The 22,513-nt window shown below is 65.8% G+C and carries 23 protein-coding genes, 1 tRNA gene and 1 pseudogene; 15 read left to right on the top strand and 10 right to left on the bottom strand.

What is annotated here, in order from left to right; all coding sequences use genetic code 11:
- Positions 1-235 precede the first annotated feature (235 nt).
- Positions 236-1,198, top strand: a complete 963-nt coding sequence (locus ACIIOY_RS14615; RefSeq protein WP_411035407.1) for a patatin-like phospholipase family protein — start codon at positions 236-238, stop codon at positions 1,196-1,198.
- Between the two features lie 74 nt (positions 1,199-1,272).
- Here the strand turns inward: ACIIOY_RS14615 and ACIIOY_RS14610 are convergent, their stop codons facing one another.
- Positions 1,273-1,701, bottom strand: coding sequence for a CBS domain-containing protein (locus ACIIOY_RS14610; protein WP_411035406.1), 429 nt, complete (start codon positions 1,699-1,701; stop codon positions 1,273-1,275).
- Positions 1,702-1,888: 187 nt separating this feature from the next.
- Complete coding sequence (locus ACIIOY_RS14605) at positions 1,889-2,629, bottom strand: rhomboid family intramembrane serine protease (protein ID WP_411035405.1); 741 nt, start codon at positions 2,627-2,629, stop codon at positions 1,889-1,891.
- Positions 2,630-2,925: 296 nt separating this feature from the next.
- On the opposite strand from ACIIOY_RS14605, the gene ACIIOY_RS14600 reads away from it, so the two are divergent.
- From ACIIOY_RS14600 to ACIIOY_RS14575, 6 genes are all read left to right on the top strand, one after another.
- The gene (locus ACIIOY_RS14600) at positions 2,926-3,570 is read left to right on the top strand and encodes a PAS domain-containing protein (protein WP_411035404.1); all 645 of its coding nucleotides are present in this window, start codon (positions 2,926-2,928) and stop codon (positions 3,568-3,570) included.
- Between the two features lie 140 nt (positions 3,571-3,710).
- A complete protein-coding gene (locus ACIIOY_RS14595) occupies positions 3,711-4,322 on the top strand; it encodes a PilZ domain-containing protein (RefSeq protein WP_411035403.1) in 612 nt (203 codons plus the stop codon).
- A gap of 458 nt (positions 4,323-4,780) precedes the next feature.
- Positions 4,781-5,380, top strand: a complete 600-nt coding sequence (locus ACIIOY_RS14590) for a transglutaminase-like cysteine peptidase (RefSeq protein ID WP_411035402.1) — start codon at positions 4,781-4,783, stop codon at positions 5,378-5,380.
- Positions 5,381-5,622: 242 nt separating this feature from the next.
- Positions 5,623-6,384: a hypothetical protein gene (locus tag ACIIOY_RS14585; RefSeq protein ID WP_411035401.1), complete on the top strand. Its 762-nt coding sequence runs from the start codon at positions 5,623-5,625 to the stop codon at positions 6,382-6,384.
- Between the two features lie 105 nt (positions 6,385-6,489).
- The gene (locus ACIIOY_RS14580; protein ID WP_411035400.1) at positions 6,490-7,950 is read left to right on the top strand and encodes an SPOR domain-containing protein; all 1,461 of its coding nucleotides are present in this window, start codon (positions 6,490-6,492) and stop codon (positions 7,948-7,950) included.
- Between the two features lie 165 nt (positions 7,951-8,115).
- A complete protein-coding gene (locus tag ACIIOY_RS14575) occupies positions 8,116-8,388 on the top strand; it encodes a hypothetical protein (protein ID WP_411035399.1) in 273 nt (90 codons plus the stop codon).
- Positions 8,389-8,403: 15 nt separating this feature from the next.
- On the opposite strand, the gene ACIIOY_RS14570 is transcribed toward ACIIOY_RS14575, so the two are convergent.
- Positions 8,404-8,841 (bottom strand): DUF1489 family protein, encoded by a 438-nt coding sequence (locus ACIIOY_RS14570; RefSeq protein ID WP_411035398.1) that lies wholly within the window; start codon positions 8,839-8,841, stop codon positions 8,404-8,406.
- A 73-nt stretch (positions 8,842-8,914) separates the two neighbouring features.
- A complete protein-coding gene (locus ACIIOY_RS14565) occupies positions 8,915-10,315 on the bottom strand; it encodes an L-serine ammonia-lyase (RefSeq protein ID WP_411035397.1) in 1,401 nt (466 codons plus the stop codon).
- A gap of 588 nt (positions 10,316-10,903) precedes the next feature.
- On the opposite strand from ACIIOY_RS14565, the gene ACIIOY_RS14560 reads away from it, so the two are divergent.
- The 3 genes from ACIIOY_RS14560 (at position 10,904) to ACIIOY_RS14550 (ending at position 13,187) form a co-directional block, all read left to right on the top strand.
- A complete protein-coding gene (locus ACIIOY_RS14560) occupies positions 10,904-11,593 on the top strand; it encodes a DUF599 domain-containing protein (RefSeq protein WP_411035396.1) in 690 nt (229 codons plus the stop codon).
- Positions 11,594-11,797: 204 nt separating this feature from the next.
- Complete coding sequence (locus ACIIOY_RS14555) at positions 11,798-12,709, top strand: acetyltransferase domain-containing protein (protein WP_411035566.1); 912 nt, start codon at positions 11,798-11,800, stop codon at positions 12,707-12,709.
- 4 nt (positions 12,710-12,713) lie between these two features.
- Positions 12,714-13,187, top strand: a complete 474-nt coding sequence (locus ACIIOY_RS14550; RefSeq protein WP_411035395.1) for a methyltransferase family protein — start codon at positions 12,714-12,716, stop codon at positions 13,185-13,187.
- Positions 13,188-13,205: 18 nt separating this feature from the next.
- Here the strand turns inward: ACIIOY_RS14550 and ACIIOY_RS14545 are convergent, their stop codons facing one another.
- Entirely contained in the window at positions 13,206-13,592 is a 387-nt protein-coding gene (locus ACIIOY_RS14545; protein WP_411035394.1) for a MerR family transcriptional regulator, read from the bottom strand.
- A 108-nt stretch (positions 13,593-13,700) separates the two neighbouring features.
- Entirely contained in the window at positions 13,701-15,131 is a 1,431-nt protein-coding gene (gene mgtE, locus ACIIOY_RS14540; protein ID WP_411035393.1) for a magnesium transporter, read from the bottom strand.
- A gap of 305 nt (positions 15,132-15,436) precedes the next feature.
- Between mgtE and ACIIOY_RS14535 the strand changes: the two genes are divergently transcribed.
- Entirely contained in the window at positions 15,437-15,931 is a 495-nt protein-coding gene (locus ACIIOY_RS14535; RefSeq protein WP_411035392.1) for a peptide deformylase, read from the top strand.
- Positions 15,932-16,045: 114 nt separating this feature from the next.
- Positions 16,046-16,294, top strand: coding sequence for a DUF982 domain-containing protein (locus tag ACIIOY_RS14530; protein ID WP_411035391.1), 249 nt, complete (start codon positions 16,046-16,048; stop codon positions 16,292-16,294).
- Positions 16,295-16,345: 51 nt separating this feature from the next.
- On the opposite strand, the gene ACIIOY_RS14525 is transcribed toward ACIIOY_RS14530, so the two are convergent.
- Positions 16,346-16,430 (bottom strand) — tRNA-Leu (locus ACIIOY_RS14525).
- 195 nt (positions 16,431-16,625) lie between these two features.
- On the opposite strand from ACIIOY_RS14525, the gene lipB reads away from it, so the two are divergent.
- Positions 16,626-17,372 (top strand): lipoyl(octanoyl) transferase LipB, encoded by a 747-nt coding sequence (lipB, locus tag ACIIOY_RS14520; RefSeq protein WP_411035390.1) that lies wholly within the window; start codon positions 16,626-16,628, stop codon positions 17,370-17,372.
- Here the strand turns inward: lipB and ACIIOY_RS14515 are convergent.
- The 3 genes from ACIIOY_RS14515 to ACIIOY_RS14505 form a co-directional block, all read right to left on the bottom strand.
- The gene (locus tag ACIIOY_RS14515; protein ID WP_411035389.1) at positions 17,345-18,589 is read right to left on the bottom strand and encodes a zinc metalloprotease; all 1,245 of its coding nucleotides are present in this window, start codon (positions 18,587-18,589) and stop codon (positions 17,345-17,347) included. The two genes, lipB and ACIIOY_RS14515, sit on opposite strands and share 28 nt — an antisense overlap.
- 116 nt (positions 18,590-18,705) lie before the next feature.
- Positions 18,706-20,658: an acetyl-CoA carboxylase biotin carboxylase subunit gene (locus ACIIOY_RS14510; RefSeq protein ID WP_411035388.1), complete on the bottom strand. Its 1,953-nt coding sequence runs from the start codon at positions 20,656-20,658 to the stop codon at positions 18,706-18,708.
- 97 nt (positions 20,659-20,755) lie between these two features.
- Entirely contained in the window at positions 20,756-21,706 is a 951-nt protein-coding gene (locus ACIIOY_RS14505; protein ID WP_411035387.1) for a DMT family transporter, read from the bottom strand.
- 154 nt (positions 21,707-21,860) lie between these two features.
- On the opposite strand from ACIIOY_RS14505, the gene ACIIOY_RS14500 reads away from it, so the two are divergent.
- Entirely contained in the window at positions 21,861-22,265 is a 405-nt protein-coding gene (locus ACIIOY_RS14500; RefSeq protein ID WP_411035386.1) for a helix-turn-helix domain-containing protein, read from the top strand.
- An 84-nt stretch (positions 22,266-22,349) separates the two neighbouring features.
- Positions 22,350-22,513: pseudogene (locus tag ACIIOY_RS14495) on the top strand (S-(hydroxymethyl)glutathione dehydrogenase); the annotation flags it as partial.

The following is a 22,513-nucleotide window of genomic DNA, read 5'->3' as shown; positions in this document are numbered from 1 at the left end:
AGGACATGGAACCCCATCGCTCGCACGCGTCACGAAAGGTTTCCAACGCCACCTCCAGCGAGGCGACGATCCCCACGGCAAGCACTTTCCTTCCGCCTTCCGGGATATTTTTCGCCCCGGAAGTTCCCCGCGTCACAGACTGCAACTATCCTGTCATCTATCGTGTTGCTCAGCGCGCCGAGGCTGCGGAACCGTTTGCCTCATGGCGAATTCCTCTCGGGTACGGAGGTCCGGAATGCTGAACTGGAGTTTTAATCGTAGTCTTGTAACGGCGGATGCATCTGATCCCGGCGGACCTTCAATGAACGACATGTCCCATATTCCCGCGCCGGCCCGGCCGCGCAAATCCAGGATCGCGCTGGCGCTCGGCGGCGGGGCCGCCCGCGGCTGGGCCCATATCGGCGTCCTCAGGGCGCTGGAGGAGGAAGGCGTCGAGATCGGCATGATCGCCGGCACGTCCATCGGCGCCCTTGTTGGGGGCTGCTACCTTGCGGGCAAGCTGGACGAGCTGGAGACCTTCGCCCGCTCGCTCACCATGCGGCGGATCGCGGGCCTGCTCGACTTCACCATTCGCGGCTCCGGCCTCTTCGGCGGCATGCGGCTGACGAAGCGCATGCAGGAGCATCTGGAAAACCTTTCCATCGAGGACCTCGACCGTCCCTTCGTCGCCGTGGCGACGGAGGTCAACAGCGGCCATGAGGTGTGGATCAACAGCGGCGCGCTGATCACGGCGCTGCGCGCCTCCTATGCCCTGCCCGGCATCTTCGAGCCGATCAAGTGCAACAACCGCACGCTGGTCGACGGCGCGCTCGTCAACCCGGTGCCCGTTTCGGTCTGCCGGGCGCACGAGGAGCCGCTGGTCGTCGCCGTCAACCTCAACTACGACCTCTATGGCCGTTCGGCCGTGATCAAGCACAGCGCGAGCCCGCAGAAGATCGACGAGACCCGGCAGGAGGACGGCGCCGCCCGCCTCGGCCTGACGAGCGTCATGGTGCAGTCGTTCAACATCATCCAGGACCGCATCTCCCGCGCGCGCCTTGCCGGCGATCCGCCGGACCTGGCGCTGCATCCCAAGCTTTCGGATATCGGCCTTTCGGAATTCCACCGCGCAGGTGAATCGATCGAGCGCGGCTACCTCGAGGCCAAGGCGCGCATTTCGGAGATCAAGCGCATGCAGGAAGTGGTCATGGCCCGCTGAACGGCGGGCCGGATAGGATAAACGGCGGGCGGAGCGAGGGATCGTTCCGCCCGAAACCGTTCCGATGGCGAAGGTCAGCTGGAAATATAGGCCTTGATGGCTTCGGCTTCGTGCTGGATGGCGCGGATGTGGGATTTGACGACGTCGCCGATCGAAACGATGCCGACGAGGCGCCCTTCCTTCTCCACCGGCATGTGGCGAGCGCGCAGCTTGCTCATCATTTCCATCAGTTCGTTGACGCTCTGGTTCTCGCCGCAACGATAGACATTGCCCCACATGATGGAGGAAATGGGCTTGTCCAGGCACTCGGCCCCGTTGCGCGCAATGGCGGCCACGATGTCGCGTTCCGTCGCAATGCCGGCGATGCGGTCGTTGCGGTCGACGATGACGATGGCGCCGATGTGGTTTTCATGCAGGTAGACGGCAGCCTGCCTGACGGTGAGCTGCGGGCCGCCGGTCACGACGTTGCGGCCTTTCTCGTCCAGTATCGTCTTTACATACATGCGTACCTCCCGTGTGCATCATGACGCTGAGAGGCGGGACACCCGCGCAGGAATGCCCTGCCAGTACGTGGGCGGCATCCGCTTCCTCCTCGAGGATGCTGCCCCGTCCCGGTGTGCATGTGCGAACCGGGACGAGTTCATGGTGCGCCACGAAAGAGGCGATTGCAAGACGGCTAATGGACTATCGTTAATCCCGGCGGCTCTCGTCCGCCGCCACGTCGAAGAGCGGGAAGAAGAGGAAGCCGAAGAGGAAGCCGCCGATATGCGCCTCCCAGGCGACCGCGCCGCCCGCGACCGGGCCGAAGATCTGGCCGAAGCCGATCAGGAAGTTCGTGAGGAACCAGATGCCGGAGAAGACCAGCACGGAGCGGTTGGAGAGCGCTTCGGGAATGGTGAGCCGCCGGTTGTGATGGGCGAACTGGCGGCTGATGCGCCCGCTCGGCGAAAAGACGAAGCGCGCCGCCGCTCCCATGAGGCCGGAAACGACCCCGGAGGCCCCGACGACGAGGATCATCGCGCCCCAATGCAGGGCGGTGTGGAACGCGACGGCCGCGACCGCGCAAAGGCACCAGAAGAGGAAGAAGCGGAACAGGCCGATGCGGCGCACGACGGGCGCCCCGAAGGCGACCATCCAGAAGGCGTTGAAGACCAGGTGCTCCCAGCTACCGTGCAGCAGCGAATAGGTGACCGGGCTCCACAGCCATCCGAGATCCTGCTCGGTGAGCGGAATGGTGTAGCGCCCCGGAATGAAGGCAAAGCGCAGGAGCACGAACTCGTCCGCCGAGGCGGACAGGAGATAGGTGCGCACGATATGGATCGAAGTGAGCAAGCCGAGCACGAAGACGAGGCTTCCGGGCAGGTTGAATGCCGGTTCCCGCTTGCGGACCTCCGGTCCCTCCCCCTGCACCCCGACGCCGTCGTTACTCATGAGCGATCCACCAAACTCTCTGAAACCCGACTCGGGCTTATACAGAGAAAAGAAAGGCCGTGCAGCTTTCGCTGAACGGCCGGCGCCCCGATCCCCGGGGCAGAAGTCGATGTGCAGTAAACCATTCCCTCCGTGGAGGGATGGACGGATGTTCCCCCAAGCCGGCCGCCCGCGCAACGCAAACCAATCGTTAACCTTAATATCGGGCTGGCACGAAACTCGCACAGTTTCCTCAAAATGCCCCGAACGCCACGTTCCGCGTGTCGTAACGGAACAGAATCGATTGGAAGGCGAGCATGCAGACGAAGGCCGCGACGGCACTCTACGATTATTGGACACGACAGCGCGGCGAGCGCGCCGTGCCGTTGCGCAGCGCCATAGAGCCCGCCGACGTCGCCGCGATCCTGCCGGACATCTTCCTTCTGGAGCACGGCCGGCTGCACGCGCCGCGGTTCCGCCTTGCCGGCACGCGCATCTGCGCGCAGTTCGGGCGGGAGCTGAAAGGCATGGACTTCGCTTCGCTGTTTGCGCCCGACCAGCGCAGCCGCATGGCGCGGATCGCGGAAAATGTCATGGCCGAGGCTGCCCCGGCCGTCCTCGAAATCCAGCTCGTCGACGGCGCGCTGGATACGACCCAGGCGGAAATCGTGCTGCTGCCGCTCGCCACCAAGGGCAAGACGGCCGACCGCATCATCGGCACCCTCGCCCCCCTGCCCGGCCAGCGCCAGCCGCTTTCGGCCTTCCGCTATGCCACGCCGTGCGCGCTGTCGGTCATCGATTCGAAGCGTGCGGGCGAGCCCGCCGGCAACAGGCCGCCGATCCCCATGCCCGCATCCGTCATGGCCATGCGGCCGGCCGGCCTCGGCCAGGCGGTGAGCCGCGTGATGCACCTGCGCATCTTCGAGGGAGGCCGCCAGCCCGGCAAGACGCAGGAGCGCTAGCTTCGGCGAACACAACCCGCAACGCCTAGAAGTTGTCGAATTGCCTGCCTGCAGCAACATTTTCCCGTTGCGGGGAACCTTCTGTTAACCCCGAAAGGTTAAGGGTTGGAAAGAGATAAGATCATCAGGCACGCGCGTTCATGTACTCCTTCCAGCAAGCATCGCCCGACGCCCGGAAACCGCAGCCCGAACAGCGCAGCTTCCAGCGCGTGTCGGTGAACCTGTCCGGCCGGCTGATGCTCGCCAGCCATGACGAATACGACTGCACCGCGATCGACATGTCGCCGGGCGACGCCAGCTTCGCCTGCGCGGCACGCCCGCGCATCGGCGAGCGCATCATCGCCTATATCGATCATGTGGGCCGCATCGAGGGCACCGTCGCGCTCGTCAACGAGGGCGGCTTCGTGATCGTGCTGAACGCCACGGACCGCAAGCGGGAGAAACTTGCCGCGCAACTGACCTGGATCGCCAACAAGCACGAGCTCGGCCTGCCGGAAGATCGCCGCCACGACCGCCTCACGCCCCGCAACACCCGCACCGACCTGACGCTGGACGACGGGCGCCGATACCCCTGCCGCATCATCGACCTTTCGCTTTCCGGCGCCGCCATCGATATAGACGTCCGCCCGGCGCTCGGCACGTCCGTCCAGCTCGGCAGCATGAAGGGCCGCGTCGTCCGCCACTTCCAGGAGGGCGTCGCCATCGAATTCTCCTCCGTGCAGTCGAAGGAAGCCCTCACCGCGTTCCTGTAGCATTTCGGGACGACCCAAAAGTCGCTCCTTTCCTGGAAGGGCCCCGCGGGGCCCTTTGCTGTTTCATGCCGGCTCAATGCCGGCGGCAAAAAAATCAAAAAAATTCCGCCAGCTCCCCGAGTGTCCCGGCACGGCACAGGTCCTCCGCCCGGCCCGGAAAGCATCCAGGCGGGCGCATTCGCGCGGCGGAAACCTGCTCCGGCGGCAGCAGGCGCAACCTTCCGCATGATCCGATTTGCAACGAAACAGTTTAAGATCAAAGACTTGAGCGCCAGGACCGGCATCCGGAGCCCGCCGGATTTCATTAAAATTCTAATCAAATACACTTCAAATAACGATCGAAATTTATTCTCATTCTATTCTTATGCTATCTTGATTTGAGCTAAGTTATACTTCCGGTTTTCGCGTAAACTCAAAACATACGTGTCATTGTGACCCCATCAAACGGGGACGACACAATGGCAAAAAAGATCAAGACAGGGACGTTTGCATTCCTCTTCTCTCTGGTCGCGGCGCAGGCGGCCGTGGCGCTGCCGGCCAACATTCCGCTGGCGGGCGCGACGAACCAGCCCATCGGCCACTACGAATTCTGCAAGCAGTACCGCGATGAATGCGGCCCGACGGGCAAGGACGAAGGCCCGCTGAAGCTGACGCAGGAAAACTGGAAGACGATCCTCAACGTCAACTACTCGGCCAATACCGAATACGTGCCGATGACCGACATGGAGATCTACGGCGTCGAGGAGCAGTGGACCTATCCGGAGGCGGCGGCGGACTGCGAAGACTACGTCCTGATCAAGCGCAAGCGCCTGATCGAAGCCGGCATTTCGCCCTCCAACCTGCTGATCACCGTCGTGCTCCAGCCGAACGGCGAAGGCCATGCGGTCCTGACCGTGCGCACCGACCGCGGCGATTTCGTGCTCGACAACATGCGCAACAAGGTCCTGCTCTGGTCCGAAACCGAATACCGCTTCCTGAAGCGCCAGTCGTCGGTCAACGCCGGCAAGTGGGTGAAGCTGCAGGACGGCCGCGCCGAAGCTGTCGGTAGCGTCAAGTAATCCCGCCGCCGGCACGGCTGCACGACGACAATGCCCGGCGGCCCGCCGGGCGCAAGAAAGGGCCCGGTCAGTCCCCGATCCCCGTCCCGACCATGGCCCTGCGGCCGGTTCTCCTGTCCCGGAACCGGCCGCTTCCTTTTGGACCGCCGCCAAACCCGGCGATCTCAACCGAAAATTAACCCTGTTCGCAGACCCTTCCGGCACATATCCAGAAATGGACGCCAGGAAAGCATGAGGGGAAGATGGCTGCGGCAACCACCGGCAACGACGAGCACGCCCCGCTCATCTCGAACCGCTTCCTGACGCGCCTGACGATCGGCGTCGCCGTCCTTGCGGGCCTGACGGTCGCAATCAGCGCCACCGGCCGCATGCTCGGCGAACGCATCGCGCTTGCCGGCCACACCGAGAGCACGGAGCTGATCGACATCGTCATCGGGCAGGACCAGCTCCGGCTGCCGGCCAACACGATCCGCTTCGAGGAGCAGCGCCGGACGGGGCGGGCCGAACGCGTCGACCTCTACCTCACATGGCCGGAAATGCACGGCTACTCGAACGCCGAGCGCGCCCGCTTCAACGATGCGACAAGGCCGGAGAGCCTGATTTTCCTCAATCTTTCGCAAAGCACCATGTCGAAGGACATGTCCGGGCGGCTGGGGCCTATCTACAGCCATCTCTTCGACGACCGCCCCGAGCCCGGCCCCGCGGGCCTCACCCTCCAGCGCCTCAAGGAGAATTCGGGCTACGGCGACGAGGTCTTCCTTACCGGCATCCTGCCGGACGGCTCCGACTATGCGGTGCGCTGCATGATGCCCGCGGACGAATCGCAATCGACGAGCGCGGACTGCCAGCGCGATATCCACATCGGCCGTGATCTTTCCGTGCTTTACCGTTTTTCGAGCAGACTTTTGCCGCAGTGGCAGGCCATGGAGGCGCGCGTGCGCGACTATCTCGGCCATTCCTTCGTGGAAAACGGCCGCTCTTCGTCCGCCGTCCGCAGCCGATAAAACACCGCCAACCTCAGAAACCAATGATTCATCATAAACCGATTGGTAACGCTGTGCCGCTACTGTGCCTGAAACGGTCGCTCCGGCAGGCTGCGCCAGAACGACATGTGCAATCCGAGAATGAAGAGTAACGTAGTGTCCCGTTCCGTATTCCTCGATTTTCTCCCCCGTTCCTGCCAGGCAGTTGCCAATGCGGCGAAAGGTCTCGTGGTGATCGGAATGGTCGCCACCGCTGCTTTCGCGACCCCGGCCGCGGCCAATCCGAAATATGCCGGCATCGTCGTCGACGCGAAGACGGGCAAGGTGCTCTACAGCGAGGATGCGGATGCGCTGCGCTATCCGGCATCCCTCACCAAGATGATGACGCTGTACCTGACCTTCGAGGCGCTGGAGGCCGGAAAGATCCGGCTCAACTCGCGCGTCCCCTTCTCGAAGAACGCCGCGAGCGAGCCGCCGACGAAACTCGGCGTCGGCACCGGCAGGTCCATCACGGTCGAGCAGGCGATCCTCGGCCTCATCACGCGCTCGGCGAACGACGCCTCCACGGCGCTCGCCGAATTCCTCGGCGGCTCGGAAGAGCGTTTCGCCCGCATCATGACGCAGAAGGCGCGCGCGCTCGGCATGACGCGCACCGTCTACCGCAACGCCAACGGCCTACCCAACTCCGCGCAGGTGACGACCGCGCGCGACCAGGCCCGCCTCGGCATCGCGCTCCGCCAGCATTTTCCGCAATACTATTCCTATTTCTCGGTGCGCAGCTTCCGTTTCGGCAAGCAGAACATCGGCAACCACAACCGGCTGCTCGGCAATGTCCGCGGCGTGGACGGCATCAAGACGGGCTATACCCGCGCATCCGGCTACAACCTCGTGACCTCGGCCGTCGCCGATGGCCGCAGCATCGTCGGCGTCGTGATGGGCGGCCGCTCGGGCGCGGCCCGCGACCAGCAGATGCGCAAGCTGATCGCCGCCTACATGCCGAAGGCCTCGCGCCGCGGCAGCGGCGACCTCATCGCCGAGACGAAGGATGCGCCGACGCTGACCGCCGAGGTCGCCAGCAAGGCCGCGACCGCTTCGGTCGGCGGATTCGACCTGCCGGAGAACGGGCCGGTCCCCTCCTACCGCTATAACGAGAGCCGCATCGAGACGGCCTATGCCGCGACGGCGAACGAGAACTCGGAAGTGGTCGGCAAGCGCGCGCTCGCCGCAACGCTCAAGGTCCAGCGCGAGGCCGCCGTCCCGCCGGAGGACCTGACGGAGGAACAGGGCGACACCAGCGGCGTCGACAGCCTGACCACGTCGGCCGTCGCCGAGGCCGTCCCCTCCGGCTGGGTGATCCAGATCGGCGCGACGCCCGACCGCGACCAGGCGCAGAAGCTGCTCGCAAAGGCCAGGGACCAGGGCGGCAAGGCGCTCTCCAGCGCGACGCCCTTCACCGTGGCGGTCAACAGCGGCAGCGAGCAGCTCTTCCGTGCCCGCTTCGGCGGCTTCGACAACCAGGACCGCGCCGCGGCCGCCTGCAAGGCGCTGAAGCGCAAGGGCTTCGCCTGCTGGGCCAGCCAGCAGTGACGAGATCGGAGCGCGCCCCAGTGTAACGGCGCCCTCCCCGAACTACCGCCTTGCGCCCGCAACGGCACCGGTGAGGTATTGCGTACCGGTGGCTGCGGGGGAAGGCCGGCAAGGCCGCAAAACGGCTCTGCCATCCTCGATTGGGTAATGCGTACGAGGCAGATCATGGCGATGAACGAGAACCTGTTCGATGTCCAACCCGCAGCGCGCGCGGAAAAGCGAAAGCCGCTGAAGGGCACGCTCCATCCGCTCCACGAGGCGGCGATGCGGATCGCGGATATCGGTCTTGGCCGTTCGCGCAACAAGACGAAGGATCTCGTCGGCATGCTGCTCGCCCACGGCGCCCGCGCCTGGCGTTCCGGCCAGCCGGCTGCCGGGATCCATCTTCACGTCGGCGTCAGCGAACGCCGCCATCCGGTGCGGCTTCGCCTGCGCTGAGCGCGGCAAGGCTTTTCAGAGAAGACCGAGTTCGGCGAGCTCGCGGCGCAGCTCCAGCGGCAGGTCCGCAGCGCCCTCGCCCATGTTCCTGAGGTCCCGCGGCGCATCGTCTTCCGTGAGGTAGCGCCAGCCCTGGAAGGCGCGGCGGGGCTGGAGCTCGGTTTCGACGACCTCCGGTCCCAGCACCAGCTCGCAACGCGAAATGCCGTCCGCATCCGTGAAAGTCTTGATGTTCAGCAATTGCTGGCGGGCCTGCACCTGCCCCTTGATCACCCAGTAGAGCGAGCCGCCGTCGAGCAGTTCCCGATCGCGTTTCGGGATCATGCGGGTGATGTGGCTGGAATGCGGCTCCATGCCCGCGGCGATCGCGATCAGCGAGCGTTCGGACACCCATTCGCGCAGGTCCTCGATCGAGTCCGCGCCGACACACAGTTTGATGAGATGAAGGGCCATGCCCCTTTGAACGCCCTTGCGCAGGCCGGGTCAAGGGGCCTCCGCGTCGCACTCCACAGGCAAGGGCTTCCGATCAGCACTCCACCACGTTGACGGCAAGGCCGCCGGTGGAGGTTTCCTTGTATTTCTCGTTCATGTCGACGCCGGTCTGGCGCATCGTCTCGATGCAGGCGTCGAGCGGCACGAAATGCTTGCCGTCGCCCTTGATGGCGAGGGAAGCCGCCGTCACCGCCTTGACCGCGCCGAGCGCGTTGCGCTCGATGCAGGGCACCTGCACGAGGCCGGCGATCGGATCGCATGTCATGCCGAGATGGTGCTCGAGCGCGATTTCCGCGGCATTCTCCACCTGTTCCGGCGTGCCGCCCATCACCGCCGCAAGGCCGGCGGCGGCCATCGCGGAGGCGGAGCCCACCTCGCCCTGGCAGCCGACCTCGGCGCCGGAGATCGAGGCGTTGTGCTTGATGATGCCGCCGACCGCGGCGGCCGTCAGCAGGTAGTCGCGGATGCCGTCCTGGTCGGCATCCTCGTGGAAGTGCAGGTAATAGCGGATCGTGGCGGGAACGACGCCCGCCGCGCCGTTGGTCGGCGAGGTGACGACGCGCCCGCCGGCGGCATTCTCCTCGTTGACCGCCATGGCATAGACGGAGAGCCAGTCGTTCGCGAGCAGCGGGTTCGCCTTGTTGGAACGCCATTCCTCCTGCAGCTTGTCGTGGATGGAACGGGCGCGGCGGCGCACCTTCAGGCCGCCCGGCATGATGCCCTCGTTCTTGAGGCCGCGGTCAATGCAGCTCTTCATCGCCTCCCAGATGCGGTCGAGGCCGGCGTTCAGCTCCTCGCGCGACATCGTGGCTTCCTCGTTCGCGCGCTTCATCTGCGCGATCGTCATGCCGGAGCGCTCCGCCATTTCGAGCATCTCCCTGGCGGAAGCGAAGGGGAACGGCACTTTCTTGTCGCTGGAGCGCGCCTTGCTGGTGCGCATCTGTTCGAGCTCCGTGTCGGTGACGACGAAACCGCCGCCGACGGAATAGTAGATGCGCTTCAGGAGCAGGCGGTCGTCACGGTCATAGGCGGAGAAGGTCATGCCGTTGGCATGGCCGGGCAGCGGGTTCTTCTTGTCGAAGACAAGGTCGGTCTTCGGCTGGAAAGCGTAACCCGGATGGCCGGGCGGCGAAATGCGGCCGGTGCGCTCGACCTCGGCGATGATCGCATCCATCCGGTCGGGATCGACCGAATCGGGCCGCTCGCCCATCAGGCCGAGGATGACGGCGCGGTCGGAGCCGTGGCCGACGCCGGTATAGGCGAGCGAGCCGTGCAGGCTCATGCGGATCGCGGCGACCTGCGCGCCCGCGGGGCGCGGCCAGTCGGCGGAGAGGATCAGGTCGAGAAAGCGGTTCGCCGCCGACATCGGCCCCATCGTATGGGAGCTCGACGGCCCGATACCGATCTTGAAAACATCGAAAACCGAAAGAAACATTTCCCGGACTTCTCCCTTGCCTTGGCAGGCGCTTCGAAGCTTGAAGCTACGTTATCATGCCGCACGCCCATGGCGATCTCCCGACATCGGGTTTTACGAACGCGACATGCCTCCTCCCCGCAAGCCGCTAAAACAAAAACAGCGCGCCTGGGAGGGACACGCTGCTTAAGTAAGGACGATTGCCTGGTATTTTCAAATGCCGCCGAAGAGATAGGCGATGACCAGGACTGCTCCAAAACCAAGGACTGCACGGACGGTGACGCCCCAGCAGGATTTCTCAACGGTGCTTTCCATGATTTCCCCGATGGAAGATGTCGTCGCAGCAGCCGTCTTCGGCGCTGCATGGCGCTCTGTTTAATGAAGAATTCATGAAACCGCAATCGCGAAAAATGGCAAAACCAAGGCGGCCACGTCATAGGAGCCCCGCGCCCAACGCATGACATGTCGCAAAATCAGGCGGTTGCGGCGGGCCGGCGAAAAATCCGGCAGGGTGCAGGCCGTCAACTTTCCGCCCAAGGTCTGAACGCGGCGGGCAAACGCATGCCGGCCCGCTTGCAAAATGCCGAATCCGTGGCAAAACGCTGTGGCATGAGCATCCCGGACCTTGCCGCCCTCGTCATCTTCGTCGCCCTGTGGATCGGGTATTCCTGGATCACGGACCGGGCAAGATTCTTCGACCGCGTCAGCCTCACGCGGGCGATGAGCTCGCAGCGCGCCCTGTGGATCCGCAATGCCATGCACCGCGACCTGCGCATGATCGACACGCAGATCATGGCGGGCCTGCAGAACGGCACGGCCTTCTTCGCCTCGACGTCCCTTCTGGCGCTCGGGGCGTGCTTCGCGCTGCTCGGCGCCACGGAGCAGGTCTTCGCCATCTTCAACGACCTGCCCTATGTCTTTCGCGGCAGCCGCGCCGGCTTCGAGCTGAAGGTCGGCGGCCTCGCCATCATTTTCGGCTATGCCTTCTTCAAGTTCGGCTGGTCCTACCGGCTCTTCAACTACTGCACGATCCTGCTCGGCGCGATCCCGATGAGCGGCGACGTCCACAAGGACCCGGCCGGCGCCGACCTTGCCGCCGACAGGGTCATCCGCATGAACATCCTGGCGGCCAAGCATTTCAACATGGGCCTTCGCGCCATCTTCCTGTCGATCGGCTATCTGGGCTGGTTCGTCAGCCCCTACCTCTTCATCCTGACGACCATCGGCATCATCATCGTGCTCATCCGGCGGCAGTTCTATTCGGAAGCGCGCCTGGCCGTGCTCGAACGCCTCGACTGACAAACCCTGTCCTGCGGCCACCTTTCGGCCATCCGCCCGGCGCAAGCTTGGCGTGACATTCTCCCATGGATCCAAGCGATGCGGCGACCCCGAACCATGACGACGACGCTGATTGACGGCAATGTGGCAGACGGCGGCGCGCAGACGCGCCGCCTGCCCCGCATTCCGCTGATCGACCAGGCCCGCGGCGTCGCCCTGGTCGCCATGGCGATCTACCACTTCACCTGGGACCTCGGCTTCTTCGGCTACATCGAGCCCGAGACGGCGACGACCGGCGGCTGGCGGCTCTTCGCCCGCCTGATCGCCGGCAGCTTCCTGTTCCTCGCCGGCTTCAGCCTCGTGCTCGGCCACGCGAGCGGCTTTCGCCCCCGGCCTTTCCTCATCCGCTTCGGGAAAATCGCGCTGGCGGCGGCCCTCATCACCATAGCCACCTGGTTCGCTTTCCCGCAGACCTTCATCTTCTTCGGCATCCTGCACGCCATTGCGGCCGCGAGCCTCGTCGGCCTTCTCTTCCTGCGCCTGCCGGTCGCCGTCACGCTGCTTGCGGCCGCAGCCGCCGTCGCCGCGCCGCTCTATCTGCGCTCGCCGGCCTTCGACCATCCGGCGCTGTGGTGGATCGGGCTTTCCGCGAACGTGCCGCGCTCGAACGACTACGTGCCGCTGCTGCCCTGGCTGGCGCCGGTCCTGCTCGGCATCGCGCTCGCACGCCTGTTCGTCGCAAGCACCCTTCCGGAGCGGCTGGCCGGCTACGGCAATGCGACCAGGGTCTGGTGGAAAAGCCTTCTCGAAAAGGCCGGCCGCCACAGTCTCGCCATCTACCTTGTTCATCAGCCCCTGCTGATCGCGCTGGTCTACGGCTTCTCGCTGGTTGTTCCGGCGCCGGCGGCAGACCCCGTCACCGGTTACACGAAGAGCTGCATGCGCGCCTGCGGGAACGAGCGTAGCGCTGGCTTCTGCCAGAGCTTCTGTGGCTGCACGCTCGACAGGCTGAGGGAACAGGACCTCTTCGCCGACCTGAACCGCGGCGCGATCGACGTGGCGTCGGACGAGCGGATCGGCGCGATCTCGTCGCAGTGCACGGCGGATGCCGAAAAGGAAACCGACTTCGAGGAGTAGGGTCATGAACGCCTATCGCATGAAGCCACTCGCCTTTCCCTGGCCCCCGTTCATCTACGGAGCGGCCATCGCGGCGGCCTTCGTGCTTCAGGCGTTTTTTCCGCTTGCCGTGGCGGACACGAACATCTGGTTTGCCCGGACGGCCGGCGGCGCGCTGATCCTTTGCGCGGTGGTGCTGGACGTGTGGGCGATGCGCACGCTGCTCGACTGCCACACGACGATCCTGCCGAATCGCTGTTCCACCCATCTGGTGACGTCCGGCCCCTACCGCTTCACGCGCAACCCCATCTATCTCGGATACACGCTGGCGACCGCCGGCATCGGCCTTGCGGTGCTCAACCCGTGGTGCATCGTGACGGCCATGGTTGCCGCCGGCGTCACCAGCATCGTCGCGATCAAGCGCGAGGAACTGCATCTTCTCTCGCGCTTCGGCATCGATTTCGAGCGCTACTGCAATGGAACCGCGCGCTGGATCTGACGGACGGGCAGCCGGATATCAGGTGCCGACGCCGATTTCGGCGAGACGCGTGAGACAGGCCTCCTCGACATTGTCGAGTTCGGCCAGCGTCTCCTCGATGTCGCGCCGCTTCTGGCGCAGCTCGTCCCGCTTCTCGCTGACCTTGGCCATGAGCAGTTCGAGTTGGCCCACCTCGCCCGGCGGGTCCTTGTAGACGCGGATGATTTCGCGGATTTCCGCGATGGTGAAGCCGATGCGGCGGCCGCGCAGGATCTCCTGGATCAGGCGGCGGTCGGCAGGGCGGAAAAGACGCGTGCGGCCGCGCCGCTCGGGGTTGATGAGCCCCTCGTCCTCGTAGAAGCGCAGGGTCCGGGTGGAAACTCCGAATTCGCGCGTCAGCTCGGTTATGGTATAAAACTTGTCCACGCCTGCTCCGATCGTATCTGGGCAGGCATTTTATTGACTTTTACGTATAAGTCAATTTTCCCTCTTCCCCCGGCGCACGCCCGCTGCACCATGGAGGCTGGAACTGCTTCAGCGGATGGCGAACCACCAGGTCGCGATGCCGAGGAAGGCGAAGAAGCCGACGATGTCCGTGACCGCCGTCACGAAAACCGCCGAGGAGACGGCCGGATCCGCGCCCGCCCTGTCGAGGAAGAGCGGGATCGCGATACCGGCGAGCGCAGCCGCCGTCATGTTGATGAGCATTGCCGCGGCGATGACGCCGCCGATATTCGCGTCGTGGAACCAGATGCCGGCGACAAGCCCGATCATGAGGCCGAAGGCCACGCCGTGCATCAGGCCGACGCCCGCCTCGCGCCGCACGACGCGCCAGGCGTTGTGAATGTCGAGGTTGCGGGTGGCGAGCGCCCGCACGGTGACCGTCATGGTCTGCGAGCCGGCATTGCCGCCCATGCCGGCGACGATCGGCATCAGCACGGCGAGCGCCACGATCTCCTCGATGGTCGCCTCGAACAGCGAGATGACGGACGCGGCGACGAACGCGGTCAAGAGGTTGACGAGCAGCCAGGGCGCGCGCGAGCGCACGGTCTCGATGGTGGTGTCGGAAAGCTCCTCGTCGCCGACGCCGCCGAGGCGCATCAGGTCCTCCTCGGCCTCTTCCTGGATGACGTCGACCACGTCGTCGATGGTGAGCACGCCGACGAGCCGCCCGTTCTCGTCGACGACGGCGGCGGAAAGAAGGTCGTACTGCTCGAAGAGCTGCGCGGCCTCCTCCTGGTCCATCTCGGCCGGGATCGGATGGTTCGTCTCGCGCATGATCGCCTCGATCTTCGTGCCCCGCGCGGTGCGCAGGATACGGTCGAGATCGATGGCGCCGAGCAGGCGGAAGGTCGGGTCGATGACGAAGATCTGCGAAAAGCTTTCCGGCAGGTCGGCGTCCTCCCGCAGGTAGTCGATCGTCTGGCCGACCGTCCAGAACGGCGGCACGGCGACGAACTCGGTCTGCATGCGGCGGCCGGCCGTGCTTTCCGGATAGTCCAGCGAGCGGCGCAGGCGGATCCGTTCGGTGAACGGCAGCTTGGAAAGGATTTCCTCCTGGTCCTCCTGGTCGAGGTCTTCCAGGATGTAGACGGCGTCGTCCGAATCCATCTCGCCGAGGGCGGCGGCGATCTGGTCGTTCGGCAGGTGCTCGACGATGTCGAGACGGATCGCCTCGTCGACCTCGGTCAGCGCCGCGAGGTCGAAATCGGCGCCGAGCAGCGAGACGAGCTGGCGGCGCTGCTCCGGCTGGATCGCCTCCAGGAGGTCGCCCATCTCCGATTCGTGCAGCCGCGCCACGTGGCGGCGCAGGAACAGGAGGTCGCGGTCGGCGATAGCCGCACCGACATGCATGAGGAAATCCGAGCGGACGGAGCCGTCCTCGGCATAGATGTCCTCGCCGTCGAAGGTACTGTGCTGTGCCTGTCCCTGATGGATGCGGTCGTCGTCGCCGGTGTTTTCCATCGGGCCGCTCCTTGCTTCGGGTTCGTCCGGCCCGGCACGTCGGCGGAGCGGGGACGACGGGGATTAAGTGCAGGGTTGAGGCGAAGCACCGCGCGCAGAAAGCTTCGCTTTCCATCGTGCTAAAGCAAAGCGCCCAGCCGGTCCATCGCCGAAAGCGGCAAAAGCCGGCCAGACGCAAAAATTTCGCAAGCTGTTGCAATTTCATGAAAATCACACGATTTGCGGCATGACGGATGCCCGCCGGCATTTTCCCCCTGCCGCAAACAGGCTAGGAGTGGCGGAGCCAACAGAGGCCCGGAGCAACCATGGCGGTCCTTCCCATCCTGCGCTATCCCGATCCGCGCCTGCGCCTGCCCTCCAGGAAGGTCGCAACCTTCGACGCACGGCTGGCGGCGCTCGCCGACGATCTCGCCGCCACCATGCGTGCCGCGCCGGGCATCGGCATCACGGCCGCCCATGTCGGCGTTTTGGAACGGCTGACGGTGATCGAGCTCGGCGGACCGGGCACGCTGCGGGTCTATGTGAACCCGCAAATCGAATGGTTCTCGCCGGAGCTGCAACGCCATGCGGAGGGCAGCGTCTCCATGCCGGGCGTGACCGAAGAGGTGGAGCGCCCTGCCCGCATCCGCCTCGCCTATCAGGACCTCGGCGGCGCGGCGCGCACCGAGGAGGCCGACGGCCTGCTCGCCGTCTGCCTGCAGCATGAAATCGACCAGCTCGACGGCATTTTCTGGATCGACCGCCTCTCGCGGCTGAAACGCGAGCGCGTCGTCAAGAGATACGGCAAGGCAAAGGCCTGATTCGTCCAACCCCTTCTTTGCAAAGCAGAATCTCTGCCCGAAAAAATCTTTTCGAGGCAGCGGAACAATGGGAGTCGATCCGCATTCCTGAGCGAAAAGCAAGGGACGAGAACAATGGCATCCATCAATTGGGACAAGAAGCTGGGCATCCTGCTTCCGGGCGCACTGCGGCCGCGCTTCGTGCAGGACGTCGCGAGCGCGATGTACCTGCTCGCCGAACTCTGGCCGGTGACCTACGGCAAGGCCTATCAGCGGGCGCTTGCCCATTGCGCCCGCGCTCTGGAAGGACGGTGCAGCGCCGCCCGCGCCCGGCTCGCCTTCATCGCAGCCGCGCGCGAGGCGCGGGTGCAGGTGGTGACCTGAGCCAGCCGGCAAGCCCGAAACAAAAAGACCCGCCGAAAGGCGGGTCTTTTTTGGTGCGGTCGAGAAGACTCGAACTTCCACGGGTTGCCCCACAGCGACCTCAACGCTGCGCGTCTACCAATTCCGCCACGACCGCATCGTGGTAGGCGTCGTCTTGCGGCGACGGGGGTGCATGTAGCAAAAGCATTTGGGGTGCACAAGGCCGTCCCCCAAGAAAAATGACGGAAAAGGGAACAATTTCAACAAGCCCTTCGCAACAGCCCGGAAGCCCCTGAAATCCTTGCATGATCGCCCCCATATCTGGCAGAACGGAACGAAAAGGACGGCCATCATGCAGCGTCAGGACATCACCACATCCCTTCTTGCGGTTCCCGGCTCGCCGCCGGTGCGCTGGCGCGTCGCGCACGGTCTCGTTCCCTATGAAACGGCCGTCGAAACCATGGAGAGCGAGGCCGCCGCCATCGCCCGCGGCGAGGCCGACGAACTCGTCTGGCTCGTCGAGCATCCGCCGCTCTATACCGCCGGCACGAGCGCGGACGCCGCCGACCTCGTGGCGCCGGATCGCTTCCCGGTCTTTTCCACGGGCCGCGGCGGCGAATACACCTATCACGGCCCCGGCCAGCGCGTCGTCTACGTCATGCTCGACCTGAAGCGGCGCCGGCAGGACGTGCGCGCCTTCGTGGCGGCGCTCGAAGCGGTGGTGATCGATGCGCTCGGCTCCATGAACGTCCGCGGCGAACGGCGCGAGGACCGCGTCGGCGTCTGGGTCCGCCGCCCGGACCGCCCGCCGCTGCCGGACGGCTCGCCCGCCGAGGACAAGATCGCCGCGATCGGCATCCGCCTGCGCCGCTGGGTGAGCTTCCACGGCTTCTCGCTCAACGTCGATCCGGACCTTGAGCATTTTTCCGGCATCGTGCCCTGCGGCATCCGCGGCTACGGCGTGACGAGCCTCGTCGACCTCGGCCTTCCCGTCATGATGAGCGACGTCGACATCCGCATCCGCCAGTCGTTCGAGCGGGTCTTCGGCCCGACCGTACCCGACGCGGACTGTCAGCCGAAGAGCCTGTCGCAGGCATAGATGATCGCATAGCCGTGCAGCGCGATGGCGGCGTAAAGGCCGAAGCCGGCCAGGAGCCGCTGCGGCGCCGTCATCGGCTCGAGCGCCCGCCGCGGCTTCACGCCGCCCGCGCCGATGAGGCTCAGCACCGTGAAGACGGCAAGACCGGCGATCAGAAGCAGCACCGGCAGGCCGATCCGCCAGCCGACCCACAGGATGGCGAGCGTCACCAGAAAGCTCGCCGCAAGCAGCCCGCGCCGTGCGGAAAAGACCTGCCGGAGCACCTGCCCGCCGTCGAATCGATGCATGGGCAACAGGTTCAGGAGGTTGAAGGCGCCGAGGACCAGCAGGAAGACGAGCAACGCGGCGCCGCCTGCCCCGCCCCACGCATCATGCAGCGCGATCAGCGGCGTCACGAGAAAGGCCGACATGCCGGCGCCCATCAGGGCGCAGACGGCGACCTCGAAGCGCGCGTCGTAGGGCCGCCCGCCGATGGCGATGCCGCCGAGCAACGGCACGAAGACCATGCGCACCCGCCGATGGCCGAAGGCGCGATAGGCCGCCATGTGGCCGAGCTCATGCAGGACGATCACCACGGTCAGCATCGCGGACAGGAGGAGGCCCTGCGCATCGAGCCCGAAGAACGGCCAGAGCAGCAGCGTGGAGAGGACGGCAAGGCCCGCCTGCGTCAGCGGGCGTTCGAGAACGCCCCGCACCTCGCCGCTGCCCGTCGCCAGCCATCGCTCCAGCGCCTTCATCTCGCGGCGAAGCTCTATGTAGCGCAAGACGAGGAAGGCGACGCCGCGGTAGCGGTCCGTTTGCGCGACGGTGAGCGCCGTGCCGCCCGGAACGGGCCGCAGGAAACGCCGCTCCACGAAATCCCGCCAGAAGGAGGCGTCGAGCGCGCTGTCCTCGATCACCCGCGTCTCGCAAGACATGCCCTTCCCGTCCGCCGCCTCGCACACCGCAAGCGTGCGCGTGATGGGATCGCCCCGGCGATCGGGATGGGAGAAGGTCTGCCTGACGCGGCCGGGCGACAGGCGCTCGCTGGAGAGCACGCACGGGTGCCAGTCGGCTTCCTTGCCGAGCGGGCTGACGAGCGCGGCGATCCGCCCCGGCGGAGCCTTGAAGACGCGGGTGAGCCGGAGCGTGCGGCGGCCGACCGGCGCGGCGACCAGTAGCCAGATCAGGCCGAGGTTGATCGCCAGCAGCAAAAGCACCGAAAGCGACGTCGACATGCCATCCTCCCCGGCCGTCATGGCAGGCAGGACGAGGCTAGAGGCAATCCCCTAACAAATGTTAAGAATCGGCCCCGGTCTCTTAACGAACCTGCGGGGCGGATCTCCCGCTGCTTCTAGGCGAATTCCATGATCACCGCGTCGACGGCGAGGCTTTCGCCGGGCCGGGCGCGGATCGGGCCGACCGTCAGGTCGCGCTCGGCGCGCAGGACGTTTTCCATCTTCATCGCCTCGACGACGGCCAGGGTCTCGCCCGCCTTGACCTCCTGCCCCTCGCTGACGGCGATGGAGACGACAAGGCCCGGCATCGGGCAGAGCAGCATCTTCGAGGTGTCCGGCGGCAGCTTTACGGGCATCAGCGCGTCGAGTTCGGCGTGCCGCGGGGTGAAGACGCGCGTGCGCACGGAAAGGCCCTGCCAGTCGATGCGCATGCCGTTCGGGAAGGGCCGGAGCTGCGCCGTGATGGGACGCCCGCCGACCGTCCCGCGCCAGACAGGCTCGCCGGGCCGCCAGTCGCTCTCGGCGGCTTCGTCCGCGGTGAGCGCATGGTAGCGCTCGCCGATCTTCACCACCCAGTCGTTGCGCCGCACCGCGGCCGGGCGCAGCCGGTCGGCTTGGCCGGCACGGCGCTCGGCGTCGACGAGATGGGCCGAGAGCGCGACGCGGGCGAGGATCGCCGCCTCCTCGTCCGTCGGCGCCATCGGCGCGAAGCCGTCCGGATACTCCTCCGCGATGAAGCCGGTGGAGAGACGCCCTTCCCGCCAGCGCGGATGGCGCATCAGGGCGGCGAGGAACGGCACGTTGTGCTCGATGCCGTCGACGGTGAAACCGTCCAGCGCATCGCTCATCGCATCGATCGCCTCAAGGCGCGTCGGCGCCCAGGTGCACAGCTTGGCGACCATCGGGTCGTAGTACATCGAGATCTCGGCGCCCTCGTAGACGCCGGTATCGTTGCGCACGATCGCCGCGCCGCCCGGGCCCTCGGCCGGCGGGCGGTAGCGGGTGAGCCGGCCGATGGAGGGCAGGAAGCTGCGGTACGGGTCCTCCGCGTAGAGCCGGCTTTCCACCGCCCAGCCGTCCAGCCTGATGTCCGCCTGGGTGAGCGCCAGCTTTTCGCCCGCGGCGATGCGGATCATCTGCTCCACGAGGTCGATGCCGGTGACGAGTTCGGTGACCGGATGCTCGACCTGCAGGCGCGTGTTCATCTCGAGGAAGTAGAAATTGCGGTCGCGGTCGACGATGAACTCCACCGTGCCGGCGCTCTGGTAGTCGACGGCCCTGGCGAGCGCCACGGACTGCTCGCCCATGGCGCGCCGCGTCGCCTCGTCGAGGAAGGGCGACGGCGCCTCCTCGACCACCTTCTGGTTCCGCCGCTGGATCGAGCATTCGCGCTCGCCGAGATAGAGCGCCGTGCCGTGCGCGTCGGCCAGCACCTGGATCTCGATATGGCGCGGCTCGACGATGTACTTCTCGATGAAGACGCGGTCGTCGCCGAAGGAGCTTTTCGCTTCCGAGCGGGCGCGCTCGAAGCCGTCGCGCACCTCCGCCGCGGTCCAGGCGATGCGCATGCCCTTGCCGCCGCCGCCGGCGGACGCCTTGATCATCACCGGATAGCCGATCTCGCCGGCGATGCGCTCGGCATGGCCGGCGTCCTCGATGACGCCGAGGAAGCCCGGAACGGTGGAGACCTGCGCGTCATTGGCGAACTTCTTCGATTCGATCTTGTCGCCCATGGCGCGGATCGCCTTCGGCTTCGGGCCGATGAAGACGATGCCCTCCGCCTCCAGCGCCTCGCAGAAGCTCGCGCGCTCGGACAGGAACCCGTAGCCGGGGTGCACGGCCTGCGCGCCCGTCTCCTTGCAGGCGGCGATGATCTTCTCCGCGACGAGGTAGCTTTCGGCGGCGGGCGCCGGGCCGATATGCACCGCCTCGTCCGCCATCTCAACGTGCAGCGCGTCGCGGTCGGCGTCGGAATAGACTGCGACGGTGGCGATGCCCATCCTGCGTGCCGTCTTGATCACGCGGCAGGCGATCTCGCCGCGATTGGCAATCAGGATCTTCTCGAACATGCTTTCCTCCCGGCAATCTTCCCCGGACGTTCTAGCCGCAAACGCCACGCCCGTTCAACGGCGCGGGGGCCGGAATTGGCCGGTTGCACCAAGCACTTTAGTCGAAGGCGATATCGGCGTTGACCTTCCGGCCCCTGTGCTCGCGCCAGATGATGAAGAGGCCGGAGGCGACGATGACCGCGATGCCGAGCCATTTCGACGGGGTCGGGAAGTCGCCGAAGATCGCATAGCCGAGCACGGTCGCCGAGATGATCTCGAAATACTGGAACGGCGCCAGCAGCGAGAGCGGGGCCATGCGGAAGGCGCGCACGACGAGCATGTGCGCGTAGCCGGAGAGCGCGCCGAGGACGATGAGCAGCACCAGCGCGAAGGCCGACGCCGGCAGCGAGGGCGCGAAATCGGCGATCCCTGCCGAATCGCCGAGGAACAGCGCCGCGCCCATGAAGATCGTGCCGCCGAAGCCGGCGATCGTCTGCATGGTGAGCGGCGAGTCGGCATTGCCGATGGCGCGGTTCATGAAGAGGTAGACGGAATAGAGGAACGCGCAGGCGACCGGCAGCAGCGCCGTCCAGCCGAAGAGCACGAAGCTCGGCTGGATGACGATGAGCGCGCCGCCGAAGCCGACGATGATCGCCAGCCAGCGCCGCCAGCCGACCCGGTCGCCGAGGAAGGCGGCCGACATGGCGGTGAGGATGAAGGGCTCGACGAAGTAGATCGCGAAGACGTCCGCAAGCGGCATGTATTTGACGGCCGCGAAGAACAGGAGGCTTGCCGCGCCGTGGATGGCGCCGCGCAGGAGGTTCAGCCAAGGACGCTTCGGACGCAGCATGGCGCCGCCGGCGGCCGTGAAGATCAGCGGGATCGTGCAGACGACCTGGAAGAAGAAGCGGTAGAAGGTCACCTGCCCCGGCGACATGCCGGCGAAGGTCGCCATGTACTTGGCGATCGCATCCATGCAGGGCAGCAGCAGCATGGCGACCGCCATCAGCGCCACGCCCTGCATGGTGCTTGCGCCCTGTTGGTCGGTGGTGCCGGCTGTGGCGTTCATGGTGCGACTCCTCGTTCGCCCCTGCATAGTCGTTTTCGGCCGGCTGGCAATGCGGGAAATCTGCCATGTGCAGGCGGCGCGAAGCGGCGCATTTGAGGTAGAAAACGGTCCCGGATTGCCTGTAAGCTTGCGGGACGAGACAATGGAGGCCGTGATGACCTTTCCCGGCGAGGGCAACACCATTCCCTTCCCTTCGGGCCGCGCCGACGGCGATACGCTCGGCGGACGCATCTGGCGGGCACGCGACGCGCTGGGATTGTCCCTTCAGGACCTCGCCTCGCGCATCGGCCTTCCGGAAGAGACGGTGGGCGGCTGGGAACGCGACCATGCGGAACCGGAAACCAAGGCGCTCTTCATGCTGGCCGGCGTGCTCTCCGTGTCGCCCTCCTGGCTGATCGCCGGCATCGGCGAGGCCCCGGCGGACCCCGCCGGTGACGAACACCTGCATCCGCTGCTGCGCCAGCTCCGGGAGATCCGCCAGCTTCACGAGCAGACGGGCAAGGCGATCGCCGCGCTGGAAAGCGAGATCGCCGGATTGATCAAAAAAGATCAGGACTGACTTTTTTCCGTTTACCGCCCTTGAGACGCCGGTCCGGCTCTGCAATGGTCGGGCCAACAACAGAATCCGCATAGGGAGAAGACCATGGACGTACGCGCCGCCGTTGCCGTCGAGGCAGGCAAGCCTCTGGAGATCATGACCGTGCAGCTCGAAGGCCCGCGGGCCGGCGAAGTGCTGGTCGAGGTGAAGGCGACGGGCATCTGCCACACCGACGAGTTCACGCTGTCGGGCGCCGACCCGGAAGGCAT

The organism is Shinella agrisoli (genome assembly GCF_046557955.1).
GTDB lineage: Bacteria > Pseudomonadota > Alphaproteobacteria > Rhizobiales > Rhizobiaceae > Shinella.
Note: the sequence above shows the minus strand (reverse complement) of the source record. Positions and strands in the feature narration are given on the sequence as shown.